Annotated in this window: 20 protein-coding genes; 9 read left to right on the top strand and 11 right to left on the bottom strand. The window is 70.1% G+C overall.

The genetic code is table 11. The features are described from left to right. Positions 1 to 31: 31 nt before the first annotated feature. The gene (locus ACK4YQ_RS13680) at positions 32 to 1,150 is read left to right on the top strand and encodes a P-loop NTPase (protein ID WP_409611973.1); all 1,119 of its coding nucleotides are present in this window, start codon (positions 32 to 34) and stop codon (positions 1,148 to 1,150) included. On the opposite strand, the gene ACK4YQ_RS13675 is transcribed toward ACK4YQ_RS13680, so the two are convergent. The 7 genes from ACK4YQ_RS13675 to ACK4YQ_RS13645 form a co-directional block, all read right to left on the bottom strand. Next, positions 1,147 to 2,604: an MFS transporter gene (locus tag ACK4YQ_RS13675; protein WP_409611972.1), complete on the bottom strand. Its 1,458-nt coding sequence runs from the start codon at positions 2,602 to 2,604 to the stop codon at positions 1,147 to 1,149. The two genes, ACK4YQ_RS13680 and ACK4YQ_RS13675, sit on opposite strands and share 4 nt — an antisense overlap. A gap of 139 nt (positions 2,605 to 2,743) precedes the next feature. After that, on the bottom strand, positions 2,744 to 4,195 hold the full coding sequence (locus ACK4YQ_RS13670) for an MFS transporter (RefSeq protein ID WP_409611971.1): 1,452 nt from the start codon (positions 4,193 to 4,195) through the stop codon (positions 2,744 to 2,746). Positions 4,196 to 4,304: 109 nt separating this feature from the next. Beyond that, a complete protein-coding gene (locus tag ACK4YQ_RS13665) occupies positions 4,305 to 5,066 on the bottom strand; it encodes a carbon-nitrogen hydrolase family protein (protein WP_409611970.1) in 762 nt (253 codons plus the stop codon). Positions 5,067 to 5,193: 127 nt separating this feature from the next. Beyond that, on the bottom strand, positions 5,194 to 6,099 hold the full coding sequence (locus ACK4YQ_RS13660; protein WP_409611969.1) for an SDR family NAD(P)-dependent oxidoreductase: 906 nt from the start codon (positions 6,097 to 6,099) through the stop codon (positions 5,194 to 5,196). A gap of 68 nt (positions 6,100 to 6,167) precedes the next feature. After that, entirely contained in the window at positions 6,168 to 7,142 is a 975-nt protein-coding gene (locus ACK4YQ_RS13655; RefSeq protein ID WP_409611968.1) for an efflux RND transporter periplasmic adaptor subunit, read from the bottom strand. Between the two features lie 5 nt (positions 7,143 to 7,147). Then, positions 7,148 to 7,900 (bottom strand): ABC transporter ATP-binding protein, encoded by a 753-nt coding sequence (locus ACK4YQ_RS13650; protein ID WP_409611967.1) that lies wholly within the window; start codon positions 7,898 to 7,900, stop codon positions 7,148 to 7,150. Next, positions 7,897 to 9,039, bottom strand: a complete 1,143-nt coding sequence (locus tag ACK4YQ_RS13645; protein ID WP_409611966.1) for an ABC transporter permease — start codon at positions 9,037 to 9,039, stop codon at positions 7,897 to 7,899. Before ACK4YQ_RS13645 ends, ACK4YQ_RS13650 begins: the two co-directional genes overlap by 4 nt. Positions 9,040 to 9,247: 208 nt before the next feature. On the opposite strand from ACK4YQ_RS13645, the gene ACK4YQ_RS13640 reads away from it, so the two are divergent. After that, on the top strand, positions 9,248 to 11,323 hold the full coding sequence (locus tag ACK4YQ_RS13640; protein WP_409611965.1) for a S46 family peptidase: 2,076 nt from the start codon (positions 9,248 to 9,250) through the stop codon (positions 11,321 to 11,323). Positions 11,324 to 11,338: 15 nt separating this feature from the next. Here the strand turns inward: ACK4YQ_RS13640 and ACK4YQ_RS13635 are convergent, their stop codons facing one another. Further along, on the bottom strand, positions 11,339 to 11,755 hold the full coding sequence (locus tag ACK4YQ_RS13635; protein WP_409611964.1) for a hypothetical protein: 417 nt from the start codon (positions 11,753 to 11,755) through the stop codon (positions 11,339 to 11,341). Positions 11,756 to 11,973: 218 nt separating this feature from the next. Here ACK4YQ_RS13635 and ACK4YQ_RS13630 point away from each other — a divergent pair, with 218 nt between their 5' ends. Then, positions 11,974 to 12,966, top strand: a complete 993-nt coding sequence (locus ACK4YQ_RS13630) for an aldo/keto reductase (protein WP_409611963.1) — start codon at positions 11,974 to 11,976, stop codon at positions 12,964 to 12,966. 115 nt (positions 12,967 to 13,081) lie between these two features. Next, complete coding sequence (locus ACK4YQ_RS13625; RefSeq protein ID WP_409611962.1) at positions 13,082 to 13,861, top strand: EAL domain-containing protein; 780 nt, start codon at positions 13,082 to 13,084, stop codon at positions 13,859 to 13,861. Between the two features lie 34 nt (positions 13,862 to 13,895). Here the strand turns inward: ACK4YQ_RS13625 and ACK4YQ_RS13620 are convergent, their stop codons facing one another. Further along, positions 13,896 to 14,366, bottom strand: coding sequence for a MarR family winged helix-turn-helix transcriptional regulator (locus tag ACK4YQ_RS13620; RefSeq protein ID WP_409611993.1), 471 nt, complete (start codon positions 14,364 to 14,366; stop codon positions 13,896 to 13,898). Beyond that, entirely contained in the window at positions 14,350 to 14,793 is a 444-nt protein-coding gene (locus tag ACK4YQ_RS13615; protein WP_409611961.1) for an organic hydroperoxide resistance protein, read from the bottom strand. The genes ACK4YQ_RS13620 and ACK4YQ_RS13615 overlap by 17 nt, the downstream gene beginning before the upstream one ends. A gap of 125 nt (positions 14,794 to 14,918) precedes the next feature. On the opposite strand from ACK4YQ_RS13615, the gene ACK4YQ_RS13610 reads away from it, so the two are divergent. The 5 genes from ACK4YQ_RS13610 to ACK4YQ_RS13590 all read left to right on the top strand — a co-directional run bounded on the left by ACK4YQ_RS13610 (position 14,919) and on the right by ACK4YQ_RS13590 (position 18,247). Further along, positions 14,919 to 15,329, top strand: coding sequence for a rhodanese-like domain-containing protein (locus tag ACK4YQ_RS13610; RefSeq protein WP_409611960.1), 411 nt, complete (start codon positions 14,919 to 14,921; stop codon positions 15,327 to 15,329). Between the two features lie 122 nt (positions 15,330 to 15,451). Beyond that, a complete protein-coding gene (locus ACK4YQ_RS13605) occupies positions 15,452 to 16,729 on the top strand; it encodes a NupC/NupG family nucleoside CNT transporter (RefSeq protein ID WP_409611959.1) in 1,278 nt (425 codons plus the stop codon). 55 nt (positions 16,730 to 16,784) lie between these two features. Beyond that, positions 16,785 to 17,405: a glutathione S-transferase family protein gene (locus ACK4YQ_RS13600; RefSeq protein ID WP_409611958.1), complete on the top strand. Its 621-nt coding sequence runs from the start codon at positions 16,785 to 16,787 to the stop codon at positions 17,403 to 17,405. After that, a complete protein-coding gene (locus tag ACK4YQ_RS13595) occupies positions 17,402 to 17,914 on the top strand; it encodes a molybdopterin-dependent oxidoreductase (protein ID WP_409611957.1) in 513 nt (170 codons plus the stop codon). The genes ACK4YQ_RS13600 and ACK4YQ_RS13595 overlap by 4 nt, the downstream gene beginning before the upstream one ends. Positions 17,915 to 17,959: 45 nt before the next feature. Then, on the top strand, positions 17,960 to 18,247 hold the full coding sequence (locus ACK4YQ_RS13590) for a hypothetical protein (protein WP_409611956.1): 288 nt from the start codon (positions 17,960 to 17,962) through the stop codon (positions 18,245 to 18,247). A 1-nt stretch (position 18,248) separates the two neighbouring features. On the opposite strand, the gene ACK4YQ_RS13585 is transcribed toward ACK4YQ_RS13590, so the two are convergent. Continuing rightward, positions 18,249 to 18,710 carry a PaaI family thioesterase gene (locus ACK4YQ_RS13585; protein WP_409611955.1) on the bottom strand — a complete coding sequence of 154 codons (462 nt, stop codon included), beginning with the start codon at positions 18,708 to 18,710 and terminating at the stop codon, positions 18,249 to 18,251. Positions 18,711 to 18,866: the final 156 nt, after the last annotated feature.

The following is an 18,866-nucleotide window of genomic DNA, read 5'->3' as shown; positions in this document are numbered from 1 at the left end:
CGAGACGGCAAAGCAAGACAACAAAGGCGTTATGGACCAGTCCGCCCCCCCGGAACGAGCCGCGATCCTGTCGGCGCTGGACCGGATCGCCGATCCGAAGTCCGGCAAAGGCCTCGTCGAAGCGGGGCTGGTGAAGGGCCTGGCGATCGGCCCGGGCCGCGCCGGATTCATGCTGGAGGTCGCCCGCGGCGAGGCGGCGCTCTACGCCCCGGTGCGCGACGCCGCCGAGGCGGCGCTGGCCGCCGTGCCGGGCGTGGCCAAGGCCCAGGTGGTGCTGACCGTGGAGGCCGCCGCCGAGCCGCCGGCGCCGGGCGTGACCCGGGTGCGCCGCGGCGCGCGGCTGAGCGAAGACCCCCAGGCCGCGCCGGCGCCCTCGCCCCAGGCGGAGCGCCCCGCCCACGTGCGGCGCGTGGTCGCGGTGGCCAGCGGCAAGGGCGGCGTCGGCAAGTCGACGATTTCGGCCAACCTGGCCGTCGCCTTCGCCCAAGCCGGCCTGAGCGCCGGGCTGCTGGACGCCGACGTCTACGGGCCTTCGGCCCCGCGCATGCTCGGCGCCGAGGGCGAGCCGGCGTTCGGGCCGGAGAAGAAGCTCATTCCCCTGGAGGCCTGGGGCGTGAAGGTGATGTCGATCGGCTTCATCGTCGACGAAGGGGCGCCGATGATCTGGCGCGGACCGATGGCCAGTTCGGCGGTGCGCCAGATGATGCACGACGTGGCCTGGGGCTCGGCGGAGGCGCCGCTCGACGTGCTGGTGGTGGATCTGCCGCCGGGCACCGGGGACATCCAGCTGACTCTGATCCAGAAGATGAAGATCGACGGGGTGGTGATCGTCTCCACGCCCCAGGAGATCGCCCTGATCGACGCGCGGCGCGCGGCGGCGATGTTCACCAAGACCGCCACGCCGATCCTGGGGGTGGTCGAGAACATGGCCTGGTTCCCGGACCCGGCCACGGGGGCGAAGATCCCGATCTTCGGCCAGGGCGGCGCGGCCGCCGAAGCCGAGCGCCTGGGCGTGCCGCTGCTGGCCGAACTGCCGATCGACATCGCCCTGCGGGTGGCCTGCGACGAGGGCCGGCCAGTCGCCGCCGCCGCGCCGGAGAGCCCCGCCGCCAGGGTCTTCGCGGACCTGGCGGCGCGGCTGGCGGGCTAGGAGCTGCGCCGCTTCGGTTCGACCGACACGTCCGGCAGGGTCTGCGAGCCGGTGATCTGCTCGACGATGGAGCTTTCCAGGCCCTGGGCGTCGCGGATGTCCAGCGCCTTGCGGATCTCGGCGTGGCGCTCGGCGTCCAGGCTGTAGCCGAAGAAGCAGGCCCCGCCGACCAGCACGAAGACGATCGGGGCGAAAAGGTAGCACATCTCCAGGCCGCGAATGGCCTCGGGCGTGTTCACGGCGTTCTCGGCGGCGTTGTAGCCGACCGCAGCCAGCACCGGGAAGATGATCCCGACCGAGATCGCCGCGCCGACCTTCTGGGTCGAGGTGACCATGGCGTAGAGCAGGCCGAGCCGCTCCTTGCCCTGTTGCAGGCGCACCTCGTCGGCCACGTCGGCGACCATGGCCCGGATCAGCAGGATGAAGGCGCTGGCCACGAAGCCCACGCAGAACATGCCGACGGCCGTGGGAACCAGCAGGCCCTTGGGGATCGCCATCAGGATGGACTGGGCGACGGCGTAGCAGACGGTGGCGCCCATCAGGGTGCGGTGCTTGCCGAACTTCTGGGCGATGCGGGCCCAGATGGGCGCGCCCAGGATGCCGGCGCCGATGTAGGGGACCAGCAGCAGGCTGGTGACCGCGATCGGGAAGCCCTTGGCGTCGTGGAAGAAGAAGATGTAGATCGCCGTCGTCGTGCCGGGGCCCAGAGCCAGCGCCAGGTCGGCCAGGATCAGCCGGCGCATGGTCGGCCGCGCGATCATGTCCCAGTAGTCCTTGGGCCCGAAAGCCTCTCGGGTGCTGTCCACCGAGACCTTCTCTGGCGAAAAGCCCAGCATCAGCAGCATGGTCACCGGGACGGCCGCGATCAGCACCCAGCCGACCGCGCCCATGGACTGGCCGCGGCCCGGATCCACCGCGCCGCCGGTGAACTTGGGCAGGAACAGCAGGCCGACCGCGCCGACCACGCCGACCGCGTGCATCCAGCCGTAGACCCGCGAGCGGTCGTGGTAGCCGGCGGCGAGGGCCGCAGCCCAGGCCGCATGGGCGAGAGTCATGATCGAGATGCCGACGTAGAGCGCCAGAAGCCACAGGATCAGATAGCCGCGGTCCGCGTCCGCCGGCGGATTGAACAGCATGTAGATCGAGCCCATCAGCACCGGTGCGCCGATGATCATCCAGGGCCGGTAGCGGCCGATCGGCGTGCGCGTGCGGTCCATCACCGCCCCGAGCAGCGGGTCGAAGACGATGTCGATCAGCCGCACGATGGTGAAGGCCAGACCCACGGCCACGAGGCTGAGGCCGATGTGCCCGGCGTAGAAGCGCGGAAGGTAGACCCCCATGGCGAGGGCGAGCGCGGCCACTGGCAATGCGGCGCTGGCGAATGACAGAATGACGGGCGTCGGAAGCCGGCCGCCTTTGGCGGCGGTCCCCGCCTGAGCGGCGAGGGGAGTCATGGGCGTCTCCAAATCAGCAAAGTAAATCTTGTGCGCCTCTACGGGCGCTTATGAGGATCTGAAATCAGCGCCGCCCGGCGCTCGTCCGCAAGCAATTTCGAACGAACGCCGTTCGGGAAAGTCTCCGTTCCGGCAGGCCTCAGGCGCGCTTGGGCTCCACCAGCGGCGTCGGTACGGCCGCCTCGCCGGTGACGCTCTCGATGATCGGCGCCTCGTCGTAGAACGGCTGGTCGTCGGCGAGCGCGGCGTCGCGGGCCTCCAGCTCGCGCCGGATCACCGCATGGCGCTCGGCGGTGAGCTTGTAGCCGAGGAAGCAGGCGCCGCCGATGGCCACGAACACGATCGGGCCGATCAGATAGGCGAGCTCCAGATTGCGGATGGCTTCGGGCGTGTTCACCGCCCCGGCCCGGGCGTCGTAGCCGGTGCGCGCCAGCACCTGGAAGGTCAGGAAGATCGAGAAGGCCCCGGCGATCTTGTTGGTCAGGGTGGTCAGGGCGAACAGCAGGCCCGCCCGCTCCCTGCCCTGTTCCAGGCGCACCTCGTCGCTGACGTCGGCGGTCATGGCCCGGGTGAGCACGGTGAAGCCCGCGGCGAAGAAGCCGGCGATGAACATCGGCACCACGCCGATCAGCATGCTGCCCTTGGGGATCGCCATCAGCGTCACCAGCACGCAGGAATAGCCCAGGGAGGCGACGATGGCGGCGCGGTGCTTGCTGATGCGGGTGGCCAGGCGGCCCATCAGCGGGGCGCCGGCGAAGCCCGCCAGGATGTAGATCAGCAGCAGGACGCTGGCCTGTCCGGTCGTGTAGCCGCGAGAGTCGGTGAAGAAGAACAGGTAGAGGGCGCTCATCCAGCCCGGCCCCAGGGCCAGGCACAGGTCCGCCAGGAGGATCCGCGCCATCTCCGGCCGGGTGACGAGGCTGAGGTATTCCTTGAACCTGAAGTGGCTGCCGTGGACCTCGGGCGCGATGCGCTCGGGCGTGCGCCAGACCACCAGGGCCACCGCCAGGGGCGTCAGGAACAGCACGAACCAGCCCATGCCCTGCACGCCTTCGGCCTCGGACTTGCCGAGTTCGTTGAGCAGCAGCGGGGTCAGCAGCACCGTGGCCGAGCCGACCACCCCGACGGCGGTCATCACCCCGAACACCCGCGCCCGCTCGTTGTAGTTGGTCGCCAGGGTCGAGGCCCAGGCCGAGTGCGACAGATGCAGGATCGAGGTGCCCAGGTACATCACCAGGAGCCAGCCGATCAGATAGGCCGTGCCCACGCCGCTGGGCGCCATGAACAGCATGTAGACCGCCCCCATCAGGATCGGCGCGCCGATGATGGTCCACAGACGGTAGCGCCCCCACGGCGAGCGCGTGCGGTCCATCACCATGCCCAGCATCGGGTCGAGGGGAATGTCGATCAGGCGCACGATGGCGAAGGCGCTGCCCACCGCCGCCAGGCTGACGCCGATGTTGCTCGCGAAATACTTCGGCAGATAGACCGCGATGGCGATCGTCACCGCCGACAGCGGCAGGTTGGTGGCCGCAAAGGCCATGATGGTCGATAGCGCGAGCGGGCGCTTCGAGGCGGCGTCGGTGGCCAAGGGCGAGTCTCCCGTACAAGGCCGCGGGCCTCTTTCGGGCGCCTGCGGGTTCGACGCAGGTTACGCGCGATAACCTGCCCCAGCGCAAGCTGTTTCACCGCCGCAAAAATTAAGCCTTGGCAATCTGGAGCGGCGCCGCCGCCGGCAGGTCGAAGGCGAGGAGGCCCGGGGCGCCGAGGGGCAGCTGGGCACGAACCTGGCCGGCCGGATCGATCACTGCGGTGGGCCCCCAGCCGACGCGGCCGTGGCGCTCGCCGGTGACGTCGGCGCTGAGAGCCCAAAGGCCGGCTTCGCGGCAGCGTTCGGCGCGAACGGCGTTGTGGGCGTCCTTCCAGGTCTCCGCGACCGCGCGGGGCAGCATGTTGTTGGCCGGGCAGACGAGGAGCGAGGCGCCCAGGTCGGCGACCTGGCGCGCGGCCTGCGGAAAGTTGGTGTCGAAGCAGATGTTGAGGCCGAAGCGCAGGCCGTCGACCCCGAACACGGCGGGCTCGGTTCCGGGGGCGAAGCCCCGCTCAGCGCCGAGCAGGTGGGCCTTGCGGTAGCGCCCGACCAGGGCGCGGTCCTGGACCACCACGGCGGTGTTGAACAGGCGCTCGCCGTCGGCCTCCGCCAGGCCGAACACCAGCATCGGCCCGCGCGCGGGAAGACGGGCCAGGAGGGCGGCGAAGGCCGGCGAGCCCAGGTCCAGCGCCCAGGGGCGGGCCGCCTCGGCGTCGGTCTCGTAGCCGTGCAGGAAGCCCTCGGGAAAGCACAACAGCGCGGCCCCGGCGGCCTTCGCCCTTTCATGGAAGTCGGAGAGGCAGGCGAGGGCGGCCTCGACGTCGCCGCGGATGTCGGGGGTCTGGGCGGCGGCGATGCGCACGGTCCGCATGGCTCGGGACCCCGTTCAGTCAGGACGCCCTCCGCGCCGAACGGGTCTGCTCTGCGGCGGAGGGGACCCCAGAAAAGACGGGCGGCCCGAAGGACCGCCCGTCGTGTCGTCGGATTCTAGCCGAAGCTCAGCCGCCAGCCAGCTTGCGGAAGAACTTCTGGCCCTGTTCGCCGCCGGCGAAATAGGCCTTCTGGCCTTCCGGGTCGGAGATCTTGGACCAGTTGTCACGGATCTCCTCGACCGACAGGCCGCCCTCGCCGAGATAGACGCCCTCGGTCTCGTAGATCCGGGAGACGGCGAAGGCGCCGGCGCCGGCGGCCAGGATCGCCCCGGTCGGCGCTTCTTCCGAGCAGAGGTAGACCACGCCCGGGGTGACGTATTCCGGCTTGAGCTTTTCCAGCATTTCCGGCGGCATCAGGTTTTCGGTCATCCGCGTGGCGGCCACCGGGCTGATGGCGTTGACGTGGATGTTGTTCTTCTGGCCCTCGAGCTTGAGGGTGTTCATGAAGCCGATGATGCCGAGCTTGGCGGCGCCGTAGTTCGACTGGCCGAAGTTGCCGTAGAGGCCCGAGGACGAGGTGGTCACGACGATGCGGCCGTAGTTCTGGGCGCGCATGATCTCCCAGACCGCCTTGGCCGGCTTGACGGTGCCCATCAGGTGCACGTTCAGCACGAACTCGAAGTCGGAGATCTCCATCTTGGAGAAGGACTTGTCGCGCAGCACGCCGGCGTTGGCGATCAGGATGTCGATGCGGCCCCAGGCGTCCATCGCCTGCTTGACCATCAGCGCCACGCCCGCGTCGTCGGTCACCGAAGAGCCGTTGGCGATGGCTTCGCCGCCCATCGCCTTGATCTCGGCGACGACGGCCTCGGCCGCCGCCGACGAGCCGCCCGAGCCGTCCATGGAGCCGCCGAGGTCGTTGACCACGACCTTGGCGCCGCGACGCGCCAGCTCGAGGGCGTGCTGACGGCCGAGGCCGCCGCCCGCGCCGGTGACGATCGCCACTTTGCCGTCGAAGCGGATGTCCGCCATGTGTCTCTCCCGTTCCCGCTAAGGGTTTCCCAAAATCGCGCGGGTTTTGCGGCGCGGGAGAAGCGCCGTCAAGCGTTCGGGGGGAGCGCCTTCGCCGACGCCGTCTGGCTGCGCATGAACTTCACCAGGACGCGCTGACCCACCAGGAACGGCGTCTCGTCGGCGCTGACGACCACCTCCACCACGCGCTCGTCGGCGCGCTGGGTCGGGTCTTCGGACTGCAGCTTGCGCGCGCCGAAAACGCCGGCGCGGCGCAGGACCACGCCCTTGTAGCTCTTGTCGGGATCGGCCTCGGGGGCGATCTGCACCGCCTGGCCGACGCTGACGTAGGGCAGGGCGCCCTCGGAGATCTCGGCGCGGACGATGCGGCGGGCGGAGGGCTCCAGGTCGAACATGGTGGAGACGTTCAGGGTCGAAGCGCCGGCGCCGGGATTGGCGTAGCGGCGCACGATGCGCCCGTCGGCCGGGGCGCGAATGACGGTGAGCTCCAGGTTGTAGCGCGCCTCCTCCAGGCGGGCCTGGGCGGTGGCGATGTCGGCGCGCTGGACGGCGAGGTTGGCCTCGGCCTCGCGAATCTTGTCCTGGGCCTGGTCGAGCTTCTGGCCGGCGACGAAGTTGGACGAGGAGAGGGCCCGCAGGCGCTCGTACTCGCGGCGGGCGGAGGAGAGCTGGACCTGCAGCAGGCCGACCTGGGCGCGGGCCTGCTCGACCTCGGCGGCGGCGCGGCGGGCGGCCAGGCGGGGCTCGTCATCCTCCAGCCGCGCGAGAACCTGGCCCTTGACCACGTCGTCGCCTTCCTGGACCAGCACCTCGCGCACCACCCCGGCGCTGCGGGCGGCCACCTCGATCAGCCCGCCCTCGACGTCCGCCTTGCCGTTGGCGACGGCGAGGTAGGGGCTCTTGGGCGCGACGGCGGCGGCCTGGGCGGCCTTTTCCTTCTGGGCCGAGGCCTGGGTGGCGAACACGGCCCCGCCGGCGCCGATCAGGAGGACGGCGGCCCCGGCGAGCCAGAGGGTGCGGCGGCTGCGGAAGAGGGCGAACATGGTCTTCAGGCTCCCATGGGAACGGCTTGGCGGTCGGCCGCCGGCGCCGGCGCGCGGGTGCGCCGGTCGTCCAGGATGCGGCCGTCCTCGATGTGGATGATGCGGTCGGCGTAGGCTTCCAGCCGCGGGTCGTGGGTCACGCAGATCACCGCCGCCCCGTGGCTCTTCGCCGCCCGCTGGAGCAGCTTGATCACCACCTGGCCGTTCTCGCCGTCGAGGGCCGAGGTGGGCTCGTCGGCGAACAGCAGGCGCGGTTCCTTGGCCAGGGCGCGGGCGATGGCCACCCGCTGCTTCTCGCCCCCGGAAAGCTCTGAGGGCCGCTGGTTCATGCGCGGTCCAAGGCCGACTTCCTCGAGGGCGACGACCGCCTTGGCGCGCGCCTCTTCCGGGGAAAAGCCCTTGTACTTCAGGACGGTGGTGACCTGCTGCAGGGCGGTGAGGGCGCCGAACAGGTTGAACCCCTGGAAGATGAAGCCGCAATGGTCCAGCCGGAAGCGGTCGATGCGGCCGGGGCGGTGACTCCACAGGTCCTCGCCGAGGGCCTTCACGCCCCCCTCGTCCGGCCTCAGCAGCCCCGAGAGCGTGGCGACCAGGGTCGACTTGCCCGAGCCGGAGGGCCCCATGACCATCGTCACGTCCCCGTGCAGGGCGTCGAAGTCGACCCCCTTCAGCACCTCGATGTGGCTGCGGCCGGTCTTGAAGCGCTTGACGAGGCCCTTGGCCTCGATGGCCCGGGCTTGGGAGAGGGCGGGGTTCATCGCAGCAGGTCCGCAGGCTGGCTCTTCTTGAGGACGCCCAGGGCCATCAGGCCCGAGGCGAGCGAGATCGCCATGAGGAGGACCGCGACCAGGACCACCCAGTTCAGCGGAAAGCCCATGGGCAGGCCGCCGTTCTTGGCGAGGAGGGAGATGAGGAAGGTCAGCAGTCCGGTGGCCGCCAGGCCGACCAGCCCCACCCAGAAGGACAGCTCCAGCACGATCAGGCGCAGGGAGCCCATGGACACTCCGAGCGCCCGCAGGCTGGCGAACTCCTTGATGTTCGCCAGGATCGCCCCGCGCAGGGTCTGGGAGGTGATCCCGACGCCGATCAGGAAGCCGAGGAAGACCGAGAAGCCGATGAAGATGCCGATGATCTGCTCCTGCATCAGCGCCCCCTCGTTGGCCTTGGAGAGTTCGGCGCGGGTCCAGGCGCGATAGGCGCCGCCGGAGGCCGCGTTGAGCTGGTCGCGCACGATCTCGGCGCGGGCCGGGTCCTTCAGGCGCACCATCAGCGGACCGGTGCGGTCGTCCTGTTCCATCATGCCCAGCATGCGGAAGGTGTCGCGGGAGACGACGACCGTCGCCTGGTTGATGTCGGGATAGCCGTCGACCACCGCGCGCACCCAGACGGTCTTGTCGCGCAGGGTGGCTGCTTCGCCGACCTTGACCCCCAGGCGCTTGAGCGCCGAGCGGTCGACCACCACCGAATAGGGCTCCAGCAGCGCCGTGCGCACCTCGTCCGAATAGTCGACCGGCAGGGTCACCGCGCCGGGCCGCGGATCGACCATCATCACCGAGACGAACTGGGTGACCTGTTTGGCGCCCTTCTTGGGCACGTTGCTCCAGCGCCCGCCGTTGCCGTCCCAGCTGGCGACCTCGACCACGTCCGGGTTCAGGTAGATCTGCGGCTGGATCCGGGCCGGCAGGCTGGAGGGGCCGGAGTTGATCAGGCTCTCCATCTTGGGCGGCAGGATCATGATGTCGGCGCGGCTGCGGTCGACGGTGGCGGTGGCGCCCTTCACGATGCCGGTGAACATGCCGACCTGGGCCAGGATCAGCAGCCCGGAGAAGGCGAGCGCGATCACCGCCGCCAGATAGCGGCGCCATTCGTAGACCAGCGTGGCCAAGGCCAGCGACATCCCAGCTCCCTCGCGGACAACCCCTTGAAGTCCGCGGATGTGTCGCCGCTGAAACAGACGAAACCTAGTTACATCCCCGTAAGGCGGGGCCCTGGCCGATTAATTCGCGGTAAGGTGGCGCTGCGGGCGGTTGCCGCGGCGGGGCCGTTGCGCCGATACATCCCGTTACATTCCAGGCGCTTCGGAGCGCCGCAGCCGGGCCCATCCGATGATCCGATCCCTTCGCACCGCTTCCGCCGGCGTCGCCGCCCTTCTGGTCTTCGGCGCAGGCGCCGCACATGCCGACGAGGGCATGTGGACCTACGACAACTTCCCCGCCGAACGTGTGAAGGCGGCGCTGGGCGTGACCATCGACCGGCCATGGCTCGACCGGGTGCAGGCCGCCTCGGTGCGCCTCACCAACGGGTGCTCGGCCTCGGTGGTGTCGAAGGACGGGCTGGTGCTGACCAACGACCACTGCGTGATCGACTGCGTGCAGGCGCTGTCGAGCGCCGAGGCCGACTATGTGAAGGACGGCTTCCTGACCTCCGCGCGGAGCGAGGAGAAGACCTGTCCGGGGATGCAGGCCGAAATCCTGGTCTCGATCCAGGACCTGACCGGCCAGGTGAACGCGGCCACGAAGGGCAAGACGGGCCTCGATTTCGTCAAGGCTCGCGACGAGGTGACGGCCCGGGCCGAAGCGGAGGCCTGCGGCGAGGACCCGCGCCTGCGCTGCCAGGTGGTGACGCTCTACCGCGGCGGCCAGTACAAGCTCTATACCTACCGCAAGTACGACGACGTTCGGATCGTCTTCGCGCCGGAATACGGCGCGGCCTTCTTTGGCGGCGATCCGGACAACTTCAACTTCCCCCGCTACAACCTCGATATCGGCTTCCTGCGCCTCTATGAGGACGGCGCGGCGGCCAGCACGCCGCAGCACCTGACCTGGGTGGCCCGTGCGCCGCGGGAGGGGGAGGCGACCTTCGTCTCCGGAAACCCCGGCTCCACCGATCGGCAGATGACGGTGGCGCAACTGGAGACCCAGCGCGACCTGGTGATCCCGGTGGGCCAGCTCCAGCGCTCGGAGATCCGGGGGCGGCTGATCCGCTTTTCCGGCGAGAGCGCCGAGAACAAGCGCGTGGCCACCGACCCGCTGACCAGCGTGGAGAACTCCTTCAAGGTCTTCTTCGGCCGCCAGTTCGCGCTGAACGATCCCGCCTTCATGGACGCCAAGCGCGCGGCCGAAGCCGAGCTGAAGGCCAAGGTCGCCGCCGACCTGGCCTTGGCCGCTGAGATCGGCGACCCCTGGGGCGAGATCGCCACGGCCCAGAAGGCGCTCGCCGACAACTATGTGCGCTACCGCCAGATCGAACAGGGCGCCGGCTACATCTCCGAGCTGTTCCAATACGCCCGGGCCCTGGTGCGGGCGGCGCAGGAGCGCGAGAAGCCGGCCGCCGAGCGCCTGCCCGAATACGCTGACACGCGCCTGGCGCTGCTGCAGAAGGAGCTCCTGGACCCGCGCCCGGCGGAGCCGGCGCTGGAGGAGATGTACCTGTCGTTCTGGCTCTCCAAGACCCGTGAGTACCTGACCGCCGACGACCCGGCCACCAAGCTGCTCCTGGGCCGCGAGAGCCCCGAAGGTATGGCCGCGCGGCTGGTGTCCGGCACGAAGCTGGGCGACCCGGCCGTGCGCAAGGCGCTGTGGGAGGGCGGCCTGGGGGCGATCCAGGCCTCGGACGACCCGATGATCCGGCTGGCGCTGAAGATCGACCCGGCCGCCCGCGAGATCCGCAAGACCTGGGAGGACCAGGTGACGGGCCCCACCGACCGGGCGGCCGAGCGCATCGCCCGCGCCCGCTTCGCCGTCTATGGCGATCAAGTCTATCCGGACGCGACGTTCACCCTGCGGCTCTCCTACGGCAAGGTCGCCGGCTGGACGTGGCGGGGAACCAGCGTGCCGGCCTTCACCGACTTCGCAGGCCTCTACGACCGGGCGACCGGCGCCGAGCCCTATGAGCTGCCGCCCCGCTGGGTCGAGGCCAAGGACCGGCTGGACCCCAAGACCGTGTTCAACTTCGTAACCACCAACGACATCATCGGCGGCAACTCCGGCTCGCCGGTGGTGAACGCCAAGGGCGAGGTGCTCGGCGCGGCCTTCGACGGCAACATCCACTCCCTGGGCGGGGACTACGGCTACGACGGAACCATCAACCGCACGGTGGTGGTCTCCACGGCCGCGGCCACCGAGGCGCTGCAGAAGGTCTACGGCCGCACGGCGCTGGCGAAGGAGCTGACGGGGCGGTAGGGCGCCCCGGCGGAATCAGGCCCAGATGTTCACGCCCTCGAGGATGTCCTCGGGCGGCGTGACTCCGGCCTCCAGGGCGAACGCGCGCCAGCGGGCTTCGAGCTCGGCCCGGCGGGCTTCCGGCGTCGGGGGCTCCTCCTGCGGCTCGGCGAGCCAGCGGGCCAGGGCGGCCTCGCTGAGCGATCCCGGGCGGGAGTATCGCATCACCTCGGCGAGCGCCGCGTGCTGGGCGGCGACCTCATCCGGCGTCGAATAGGAGATGCGCACAGACCCCGGTGGAAGCGGCCGCCCAGGCTCGCGCCCGCGCGCCTTGGCCTCTGCGACCATCGCTTCGAACCGCTTCTGGTCGGCCGCTTGCTTCTCCTGGCGCGCCTTGACGATCTCGCGCGCCCAGACGGGGATGGATGAGTCCGCGTTGACGGGGATGGGCATTGGCGCCTCGAGGTTGTTTCGGTCGGCGTCCTGCAACTTATGGGCCGCGTGGGCGGCGGCTTGTAGTCCAAGGAAAACGCCTCGCCGATGCGAGGTGGCCGGCAATAGATGCCCATCCCCAGGCCCGGCCGGTGCGCCCGGAGCGTCCGACCCCTCGCGCAGCAGGCGGGGCCTCCCCATCTTCCAGGCCTGCCCCCATCGCTCGACGGAGATCGCCCATGAAGACGCGCAAACTCGGAACCCAGGGCCTGGAGGTCTCGGCGATCGGCCTGGGCTGCATGGGGATGAGCTGGGCCTATGGGCCGGGCCTGTCGCAGGCCGAGGCCGACGCCCTGGCGCGCCGGGCGGTGGACCTGGGGGTCACCTTCTTCGACACCGCCGAGGTCTACGGGCCCTTCGCCAACGAGGAACTGATCGGCCACGCCCTGCGCGGTCTGCGCGACAAGGTGCAGATCGCCACCAAGTTCGGCTTCAAGATCGTGCCCGAAAGCGCCCGTCCCGTGGGCGTGGACTCCCGGCCCGAGCACATCAAGGCCGTGGCCGACGCCTCGCTGAAGCGACTGGGCGTGGAGGTGATCGACCTCTTCTATCAGCATCGCGTGGACCCGGACGTGCCGATCGAGGACGTCGCTGGCGCGGTGGGCGACCTGGTGAAGGCCGGCAAGGTCAAATACTTCGGCCTGTCCGAGGCCGGCCCGGACACCATCCGCAAGGCCCACGCCGTCCATCCGGTCAGCGCCCTGCAGAGCGAATACTCGCTCTGGACGCGCGATCCGGAGAAGGCGGTGCTGCCGGTGCTGCGCGAACTGGGGATCGGGCTGGTGCCCTACAGCCCCCTCGGCCGCGGCGCCCTGACCGGAGCGATCACCAGCGCCGAATCCCTGGACGAGAGCGACTTCCGCCGCCGCCTGCCGCGCTTCCAGGCCGAGGCCCTGGCCAAGAACTTGTCGCTGGTGGAGACGCTGAAGGCGCTGGCAGCCGAGAAGGGCAGGACCCCGGCGCAGCTAGCGCTGGCCTGGCTGCTGCACCAGGGCGAGGACATCGTGCCGATCCCCGGCACGACGAAGGCCCACCGGCTGGAGGAGAACGCCGGCGCCGTCGACGTCGTCCTGAGCGCCGAGGACCTGGCCGCCATCGCGGCCGCCGTGCCGGAGGCCGAGGTCGCCGGCCAGCGCTACGACGAGAGCGGCCTGGCGATGGTGGGGCGCTAGGGGCCCAAGGCGCTGCTCTCGGAGTTCGCCGTCCTGGCGGCCGCGCGCTTATGAACCAATCCTTCAATCCCCTGCGGCTAGGGTGCGTCCAGGACGCGCCGCGCAGGGGAATCGAATGGCTTCAGCTTGCGAAGGCTGCCGCGACGGCGCCGATTTCGAGGTCCCGTTCTCGATGGCGTTTCAGCCCATCGTCGACATCGCGAGCGGGGACGTGTTCGCGCAGGAAGCCCTGGTGCGGGGCGTCAACGGCGAAGGCGCCTACTCCGTCCTGTCCGCGGTTGGCCCCGAAAACCGCTATGCGTTCGACCAGCAGTGCCGGGTCAGGGCGCTTGAGCTCGCCACCAAGCTCGACCTAGCTCGGGACGGGGCGCGCCTGTCGATCAATTTCATGCCCAATGCGGTCTATGAGCCCCGCGCCTGCATTCGACTGACGCTGGCGACGGCGATGCGCACCGGCTTTCCCTTGTCGCAGTTCATCTTCGAGTTCACCGAAGATGAGCGGATCGACACGGCGCACATCCTGAACATTCTGCGCACCTATCGCGACATGGGGTTCAAGACCGCCATCGACGACTTCGGGGCGGGCTATGCGGGCCTGTCGCTGCTGTCGAAATTCACCCCCGACATCGTCAAGCTGGACATGGATTTGATCCGCGGGATCGACGGCGATCCGGTGCGGCGCAAGATCGTGCGGCACCTCAAGCTGATGCTGGAGGATCTTGGCGTCACGGTCGTCTGCGAGGGCGTCGAGACGTTCGACGAACTCGCCGTTCTCACCGAACTCGGCGTTCGTTACGTGCAGGGCTACTTGCTGGCCCGCCCGGCCTTCGAAGCCGTCGTTCGCGCCGACGAGATCGACCGGGCCGCTCTATCGAAGTCGATCCGGGCGGCGTGACCGGCGCGGCGAGGCCCGTCCTCGGGCTCGCCGGCTAGATTCGTTCGACAAACCGCTTCAGCCGGTCGCGCAGGTCGGCGATCTCGGCGAGGTCGCAGCCGAGCTGGCAGGCGAGCGCAGCCGGGACGTGGGCGGCCCGGGCCTTGAGGGCCGCGCCCTCGCCGGTGAGGGAGACCGTCACCCGGCGCTCGTCGGCCGGATCGCGCGCGCGCTCGACCAGGCCCTGGCCCTCCAGGCGTTTCAGCAGCGGGGTCAGGGTGCCCGAATCCAGCCCCAGGGCTTCGCCCAGGGCGCCGACGGTGCGCGGGCTTTCCTCCCAAAGGGCCATCATCGCCAGGTACTGGGGATAGGTCAGGCCCAGCGGCTCCAGGATCGGCCGGTAGAGGCGGGTCACCTTGTTCGCCGCCGAATAGAGGGCGAAGCAGAGCTGCAGGTCGAGCCGGAGAGGGTCGAACTCTCCGGCTGCGCCCGCAGGGGTCTTGTCGGTGTCAGGCGTCCTGGCCAGCGGCTTGGCTCGTCTTCACGGTGATTCCGACGTCGATATTGCCCCGAGTTGCGTTGGAATAGGGACAAACCTGATGGGCCGCGGCGACCAGGGCTTCGGCGGCCGACGGGTCCAGCCCCTCGATCTCGGCCTCCAGCGCGACGCCGAGCTGAAAGCCGCCCGAGGCGTTGGGGCCGATGGAGACCTCCGCCGTCACGGCCGCGCCGGTCAGCGGCAGCTTCTGCTGGCGGGCGATGTGGCGCACGGCGTTCTCGAAACAGGCGGCGTAGCCGGCCGCAAAAAGCTGCTCGGGATTGGTCTTGCCGCCCGCCCCGCCCAGGGCCTTGGGCGGGGCGAGGTCTAGCTTCAGAAGGCCGTCGTCGGTTTCGACGTGCCCGGCGCGGCCGCCGACGGCGCGGGCGCGGGCGGTGTAGAGGACGGTGGTCATGGCAGGCTCCTTGTGATTGTTGACAATAAAATTGTGTACAATTGAATTGTTGTCAAGGGGCGTATCGCCGCTGGCGGCGGAGGGGGCGCTGAGCTAGCCTCGGCTCATCGAGGGAGGACGCGGCGATGGCGATGAAGAAGGGCTTCAAGGCGCTGCTGGCCGAGGCCGACGCCGAGGTCGAGGCGCTGGACGTGGCTGCGGCGAGCGCGCTCCTGGGCCGGGACGACGTGGTGTTCGTCGACCTGCGCGACCCGCGCGAGCGCGAACGGGAGGGCGGCGTGCCTGGGGCCTTCTCCTGCCCGCGGGGCATGCTGGAATTCTGGATCGACCCGGAAAGCCCTTACGCCAAGCCGGTGTTCGCCGAGCCCAAGCGCTTCCTGTTCTTCTGCGCCGGCGGCTGGCGCTCGGCGCTTGCGGCCAAGACCGCGCAGGACATGGGCCTGGAGAACGTCTGCCATCTGGCCGGCGGCTTCGGCGCCTGGAAGGCCGAGGGCGCGCCGGTGGAAGCGGTCGCCGCCAGGGGGCCCAAGGCCTAGGCGCGCGTCACCCGCCCGCGCCCAGGCGCGCGCGGCGCCTCGCCGCTTGCACTGGACGCGGCTGTCATGCGCAAGTGCCGCCGAGTCCGGGACGAGTCCGCCCGGCGGGGGATCTTCGTCGCATGTTCCGAGCGGAAAACGCCCAGAGCCTGGTGGGCCTCGCCCTGACGCTGGCGGTGTGCTGGGCGCTGTCGGAGAACCGGCGGGCGTTCCCCTGGCGTCTGGCGCTGGGGGCGATCGCGGTGCAGGTGGGGTTGGTGCTGCTGCTGTTCGGCCTGCCCGGCGCCCAGGCGGTGGTGAGCGGGGTCAACGACGCGGTGGACGGCCTGGCCGCGGCCACGGCCCAGGGCACCCAGTTCGTGTTCGGCTACATGGGCGGGGGCGTGCAGCCCTACGAGGTGACGAACCAGGGGGCGCTGTTCGTCTTCGCCTTCCAGGTGCTGCCGCTGATCCTGGTGATCTCCGCGCTGTCGGCCCTGCTCTGGCACTGGAAGGTGCTGAAGTGGATCACCCAGGGGTTCGGCCTGTTGTTCCAGAAGTCCATGGGGCTGGGCGGCGCCTCGGCCCTGGCTGTGGCGGTGAACATCTTCCTCGGCATGATCGAGAGCCCGATCGTGATCCGCGCCTACCTGGACAAGCTGACCCGCTCGGAGCTGTTCCTGATGATCGTGGTGGGCCTGGCCACGGTGGCCGGCTCGACGATGGTGGCCTACGCCACGATCCTGAAGGCGGTGCTGCCGAACGCGGCGGCCCACGTGCTGGTGGCCTCGATCGTCTCGGCGCCGGCCGGCGTGCTGCTCGCCCGTATCATGGTGCCGGAAAAGCCCGGGCAGGGGGGCTTCTACGCCGACTACGGCTCGCTCCTGAAGTACGACAGCGCCATCGACGCCATCTCCAAAGGCACCATGGACGGCCTGACCGTGGTGCTGAACATCTCGGCGATCCTGATCGTGTTCGTCGCCTTCGTGGCGATCGGCAATGCGGTGCTCTCGGTGCTGCCGCCGGTGATGGGGGCGCCGATCACCATCGAGCGGATCCTGGGGGCCGTGTTCGCGCCGCTGGCCTGGACGCTGGGCGTCGATTGGCGGGAGGCCGACAGCGCCGGCTACCTTCTGGGCGTGAAGCTGATGCTCACCGAGTTCATCGCCTTCATCCAGCTGGGTGCGGTTCCGGCGGCCGACATGAGCGAACGCACCCGGATGATCATGACCTATGCGCTGTGCGGCTTCGCCAACATCGGATCGGTGGGGATCACGGTCTCGGGCATGGGGGTGCTGATGCCCGAGCGCCGCTCGGAGATCATCGGCATGGTCTGGAAGGCGCTGCTGGCCGGGTTCCTGGCCACCTGCATGACCGCCGCCCTGGTGGGGGCGATGCCGCGCGAACTCTTCGGTCAATAGCCGGCTTGACCGCAGGCGCACGATCGTGCCCCGCTCCGGGCCACGGAGGAACGCGATGAAGCTTTACGACACGCCGCGGGCGCCCAATCCGCGCCGGGTGCGCTGGGTGATGGCCGAGAAGGGGATCGAGGACATCGAGATCGAGACCCTCAACCTGATGGAGGGCCAGCACAGGACGCCGGAGTACATGGCCAAGACCGGCCTTGCGCAGGTGCCGGTGCTGGAGCTGGACGACGGGACCTGCATCTCCGAATCGCTGGCGATCTGCCGCTACCTGGAGGGGCGCTATCCCGAGCCCAACCTCTTCGGCCGCACGCCGGAGGAGACGGCGGTGATCGAAATGTGGACCCGGCGGGCCGAACTGATGGTCGCCATGCCGTTCATGCTGGGGGTGCGCCACAGCCACCCGGCGCTGGCCGCGCTCGAAAAGCAGGACGCCGCCGTCGGCGCCTGGAACCTGGAGGCGGCCACCCGAGCCCTGAAGGTGTTCGATCGCCGGCTGGCGGACAGCGCCTGGATCGCGGCGGACCGGCTGACCATCGCCGACGTCGTCGCCTTCATCAGCTACGACTTCGCCCGCGGCATGCTGAAGTACGATGTCCCCGCCGAAATGACCCATGTCGCCCGCTGGATCGCCGACATGAAGGCCCGTCCCGCCGCGGCCGTGGCCCGATGAGGGCCGCAATCCTCCTGGCTGGCGCGGCCCTGGCGCTGGCCGCAGGCCCGGCGCCGGCGCAGTCGATCACGGTGACGGGGCTGGACGGCGCGGAAAAGACGCTGTCGGCGCAGGACCTCGCCGCCCTGCCGCGGGCCAGGGTCGAGGCGCCCTGGGGGGACAAGCCCCGCGTCTTCGAGGGGCCCAAGCTGACCTATGTGCTGCGGGCGGCCGGCGTGCCGGTGGGCGCGCGCATGCACGGCGATCCGATGATGTCCTACGTGACCGTCACCGGCGCGGACGGCTTCGCAGCCCTCTATGCGCTGCCGGAGCTGGACGACGGCTTCCACGCGGGGCCGGCGATCCTGGCGGACACGGCCGACGGCGCGAAGCTAACGGGCAAGGAGGCCCCCTATCGGCTGGTGATGAGCGGCGACCGCAAGCCCTGGCGCAGCGTCTATGCGGTGGACGCCATCGCGGTGCTCCCCGCCGGCAAGGCGGCGCCCATGGCCGAGGAGCATGGCCACTGACCTCCGGCGTTCCCATTCGCCGGAAAACGCTCTAGCACGTCGGCGATGGCGAGCGGCTGGATGATCGGGGTGATGGTGGAGCCGCCGGGCGAGCCCGGGCCGGTGCGCCACTTCTTCGCCGTCGGCTACGACGACCGCGCCCAGGCCGAATGGAAGGCGGTGGACCAGGCGCTGCTGGTTGGCCGCGTCGCCACCAGTCCCGTCAAGGGGCTGGAGCCGGTGCACGCCGTCGCCGAGCTGAGCGCCAAGGTGGTGGCGAACCTCGCGCTGCGCCCCGGCGAGGTGCGCCCGCTGGGCTGGAAATGGCCCAGGCGCTGGATCGGCGGCGCCTGACTTAAGCCCGTGGCCGCGTCTTCTTGACCACCGCCGAGAAGTTCATCACCGGCTCGCCGCCGGTGGTGATGAGGCCGCGCACGAACACCATGGAGCGGGCGTTCTTGACCACCTCGCCACGGCACTCGACCAGGGCGCCAAGGGGCACGGCGCCCACGAACTCGCCGTTGAAGGTGGCCGTCACGCTGTGGGTCTGCGCCAGGGCCTCGCGGGCGATGACGAACAGGCAGTAGTCGGCGAAGGTCATGATGCAGCCGCCGTGCATGAAGCCGCCGCCGTTCATGTGCTTTTTCTCGGCGCGGAAGGCGCAGACCGGGCGGCCGTCCTCGTCCATGCGGAAGTAGAACGGACCGGCGTGGTCCTCGAACGGGTCCTGGCCGCGCCACATGGACCAGCCGGCCCACTCGCCGTCGCCCTTCTGCAGGACGCCCCATCCGGTGTGCTGTTCGTCGCCGCCGTCCATCCGATCCCCCGAAAATCCCTCAGCGCGGTAAGCGTTTGCCCGCCGGCCCGCGCCCCACTAGTTTGCCGCCGCACTCAATCAGCCGCCGGGCGGACCTAGGCGGGCGCGCGCCGCGATGCAAGGCCGACTTGCGCGGCGCGCCCCTCTCCGGACCGC

Origin of the sequence: Phenylobacterium sp., from assembly GCF_046291545.1 — a bacterium.
Classification (GTDB): domain Bacteria; phylum Pseudomonadota; class Alphaproteobacteria; order Caulobacterales; family Caulobacteraceae; genus Phenylobacterium.
The sequence above is the reverse complement of the archived record's forward strand: the minus strand, read 5'-3'. Positions and strand labels throughout refer to the sequence as shown.

Bases quoted from the DNA above. Each gene is read 5' to 3' on its own strand.
- ACK4YQ_RS13675 (WP_409611972.1), bottom strand. From the start codon at position 2,604: ATGACTCCCCTCGCCGCTCAGGCGGGGACCGCCGCCAAAGGCGGCCGG.
- ACK4YQ_RS13595 (WP_409611957.1), top strand. From the start codon at position 17,402: ATGAGGGCCGCAATCCTCCTGGCTGGCGCGGCCCTGGCGCTGGCCGCA.
- ACK4YQ_RS13615 (WP_409611961.1), bottom strand. From the start codon at position 14,793: ATGACCACCGTCCTCTACACCGCCCGCGCCCGCGCCGTCGGCGGCCGC.
- ACK4YQ_RS13655 (WP_409611968.1), bottom strand. From the start codon at position 7,142: ATGTTCGCCCTCTTCCGCAGCCGCCGCACCCTCTGGCTCGCCGGGGCC.
- ACK4YQ_RS13585 (WP_409611955.1), bottom strand. From the start codon at position 18,710: ATGGACGGCGGCGACGAACAGCACACCGGATGGGGCGTCCTGCAGAAG.
- ACK4YQ_RS13635 (WP_409611964.1), bottom strand. From the start codon at position 11,755: ATGCCCATCCCCGTCAACGCGGACTCATCCATCCCCGTCTGGGCGCGC.
- ACK4YQ_RS13590 (WP_409611956.1), top strand. From the start codon at position 17,960: ATGGCGAGCGGCTGGATGATCGGGGTGATGGTGGAGCCGCCGGGCGAG.
- ACK4YQ_RS13650 (WP_409611967.1), bottom strand. From the start codon at position 7,900: ATGAACCCCGCCCTCTCCCAAGCCCGGGCCATCGAGGCCAAGGGCCTC.
- ACK4YQ_RS13630 (WP_409611963.1), top strand. From the start codon at position 11,974: ATGAAGACGCGCAAACTCGGAACCCAGGGCCTGGAGGTCTCGGCGATC.
- ACK4YQ_RS13610 (WP_409611960.1), top strand. From the start codon at position 14,919: ATGGCGATGAAGAAGGGCTTCAAGGCGCTGCTGGCCGAGGCCGACGCC.
- ACK4YQ_RS13660 (WP_409611969.1), bottom strand. From the start codon at position 6,099: ATGGCGGACATCCGCTTCGACGGCAAAGTGGCGATCGTCACCGGCGCG.
- ACK4YQ_RS13680 (WP_409611973.1), top strand. From the start codon at position 32: ATGGACCAGTCCGCCCCCCCGGAACGAGCCGCGATCCTGTCGGCGCTG.
- ACK4YQ_RS13645 (WP_409611966.1), bottom strand. From the start codon at position 9,039: ATGTCGCTGGCCTTGGCCACGCTGGTCTACGAATGGCGCCGCTATCTG.
- ACK4YQ_RS13605 (WP_409611959.1), top strand. From the start codon at position 15,452: ATGTTCCGAGCGGAAAACGCCCAGAGCCTGGTGGGCCTCGCCCTGACG.
- ACK4YQ_RS13665 (WP_409611970.1), bottom strand. From the start codon at position 5,066: ATGCGGACCGTGCGCATCGCCGCCGCCCAGACCCCCGACATCCGCGGC.
- ACK4YQ_RS13625 (WP_409611962.1), top strand. From the start codon at position 13,082: ATGGCTTCAGCTTGCGAAGGCTGCCGCGACGGCGCCGATTTCGAGGTC.
- ACK4YQ_RS13640 (WP_409611965.1), top strand. From the start codon at position 9,248: ATGATCCGATCCCTTCGCACCGCTTCCGCCGGCGTCGCCGCCCTTCTG.
- ACK4YQ_RS13600 (WP_409611958.1), top strand. From the start codon at position 16,785: ATGAAGCTTTACGACACGCCGCGGGCGCCCAATCCGCGCCGGGTGCGC.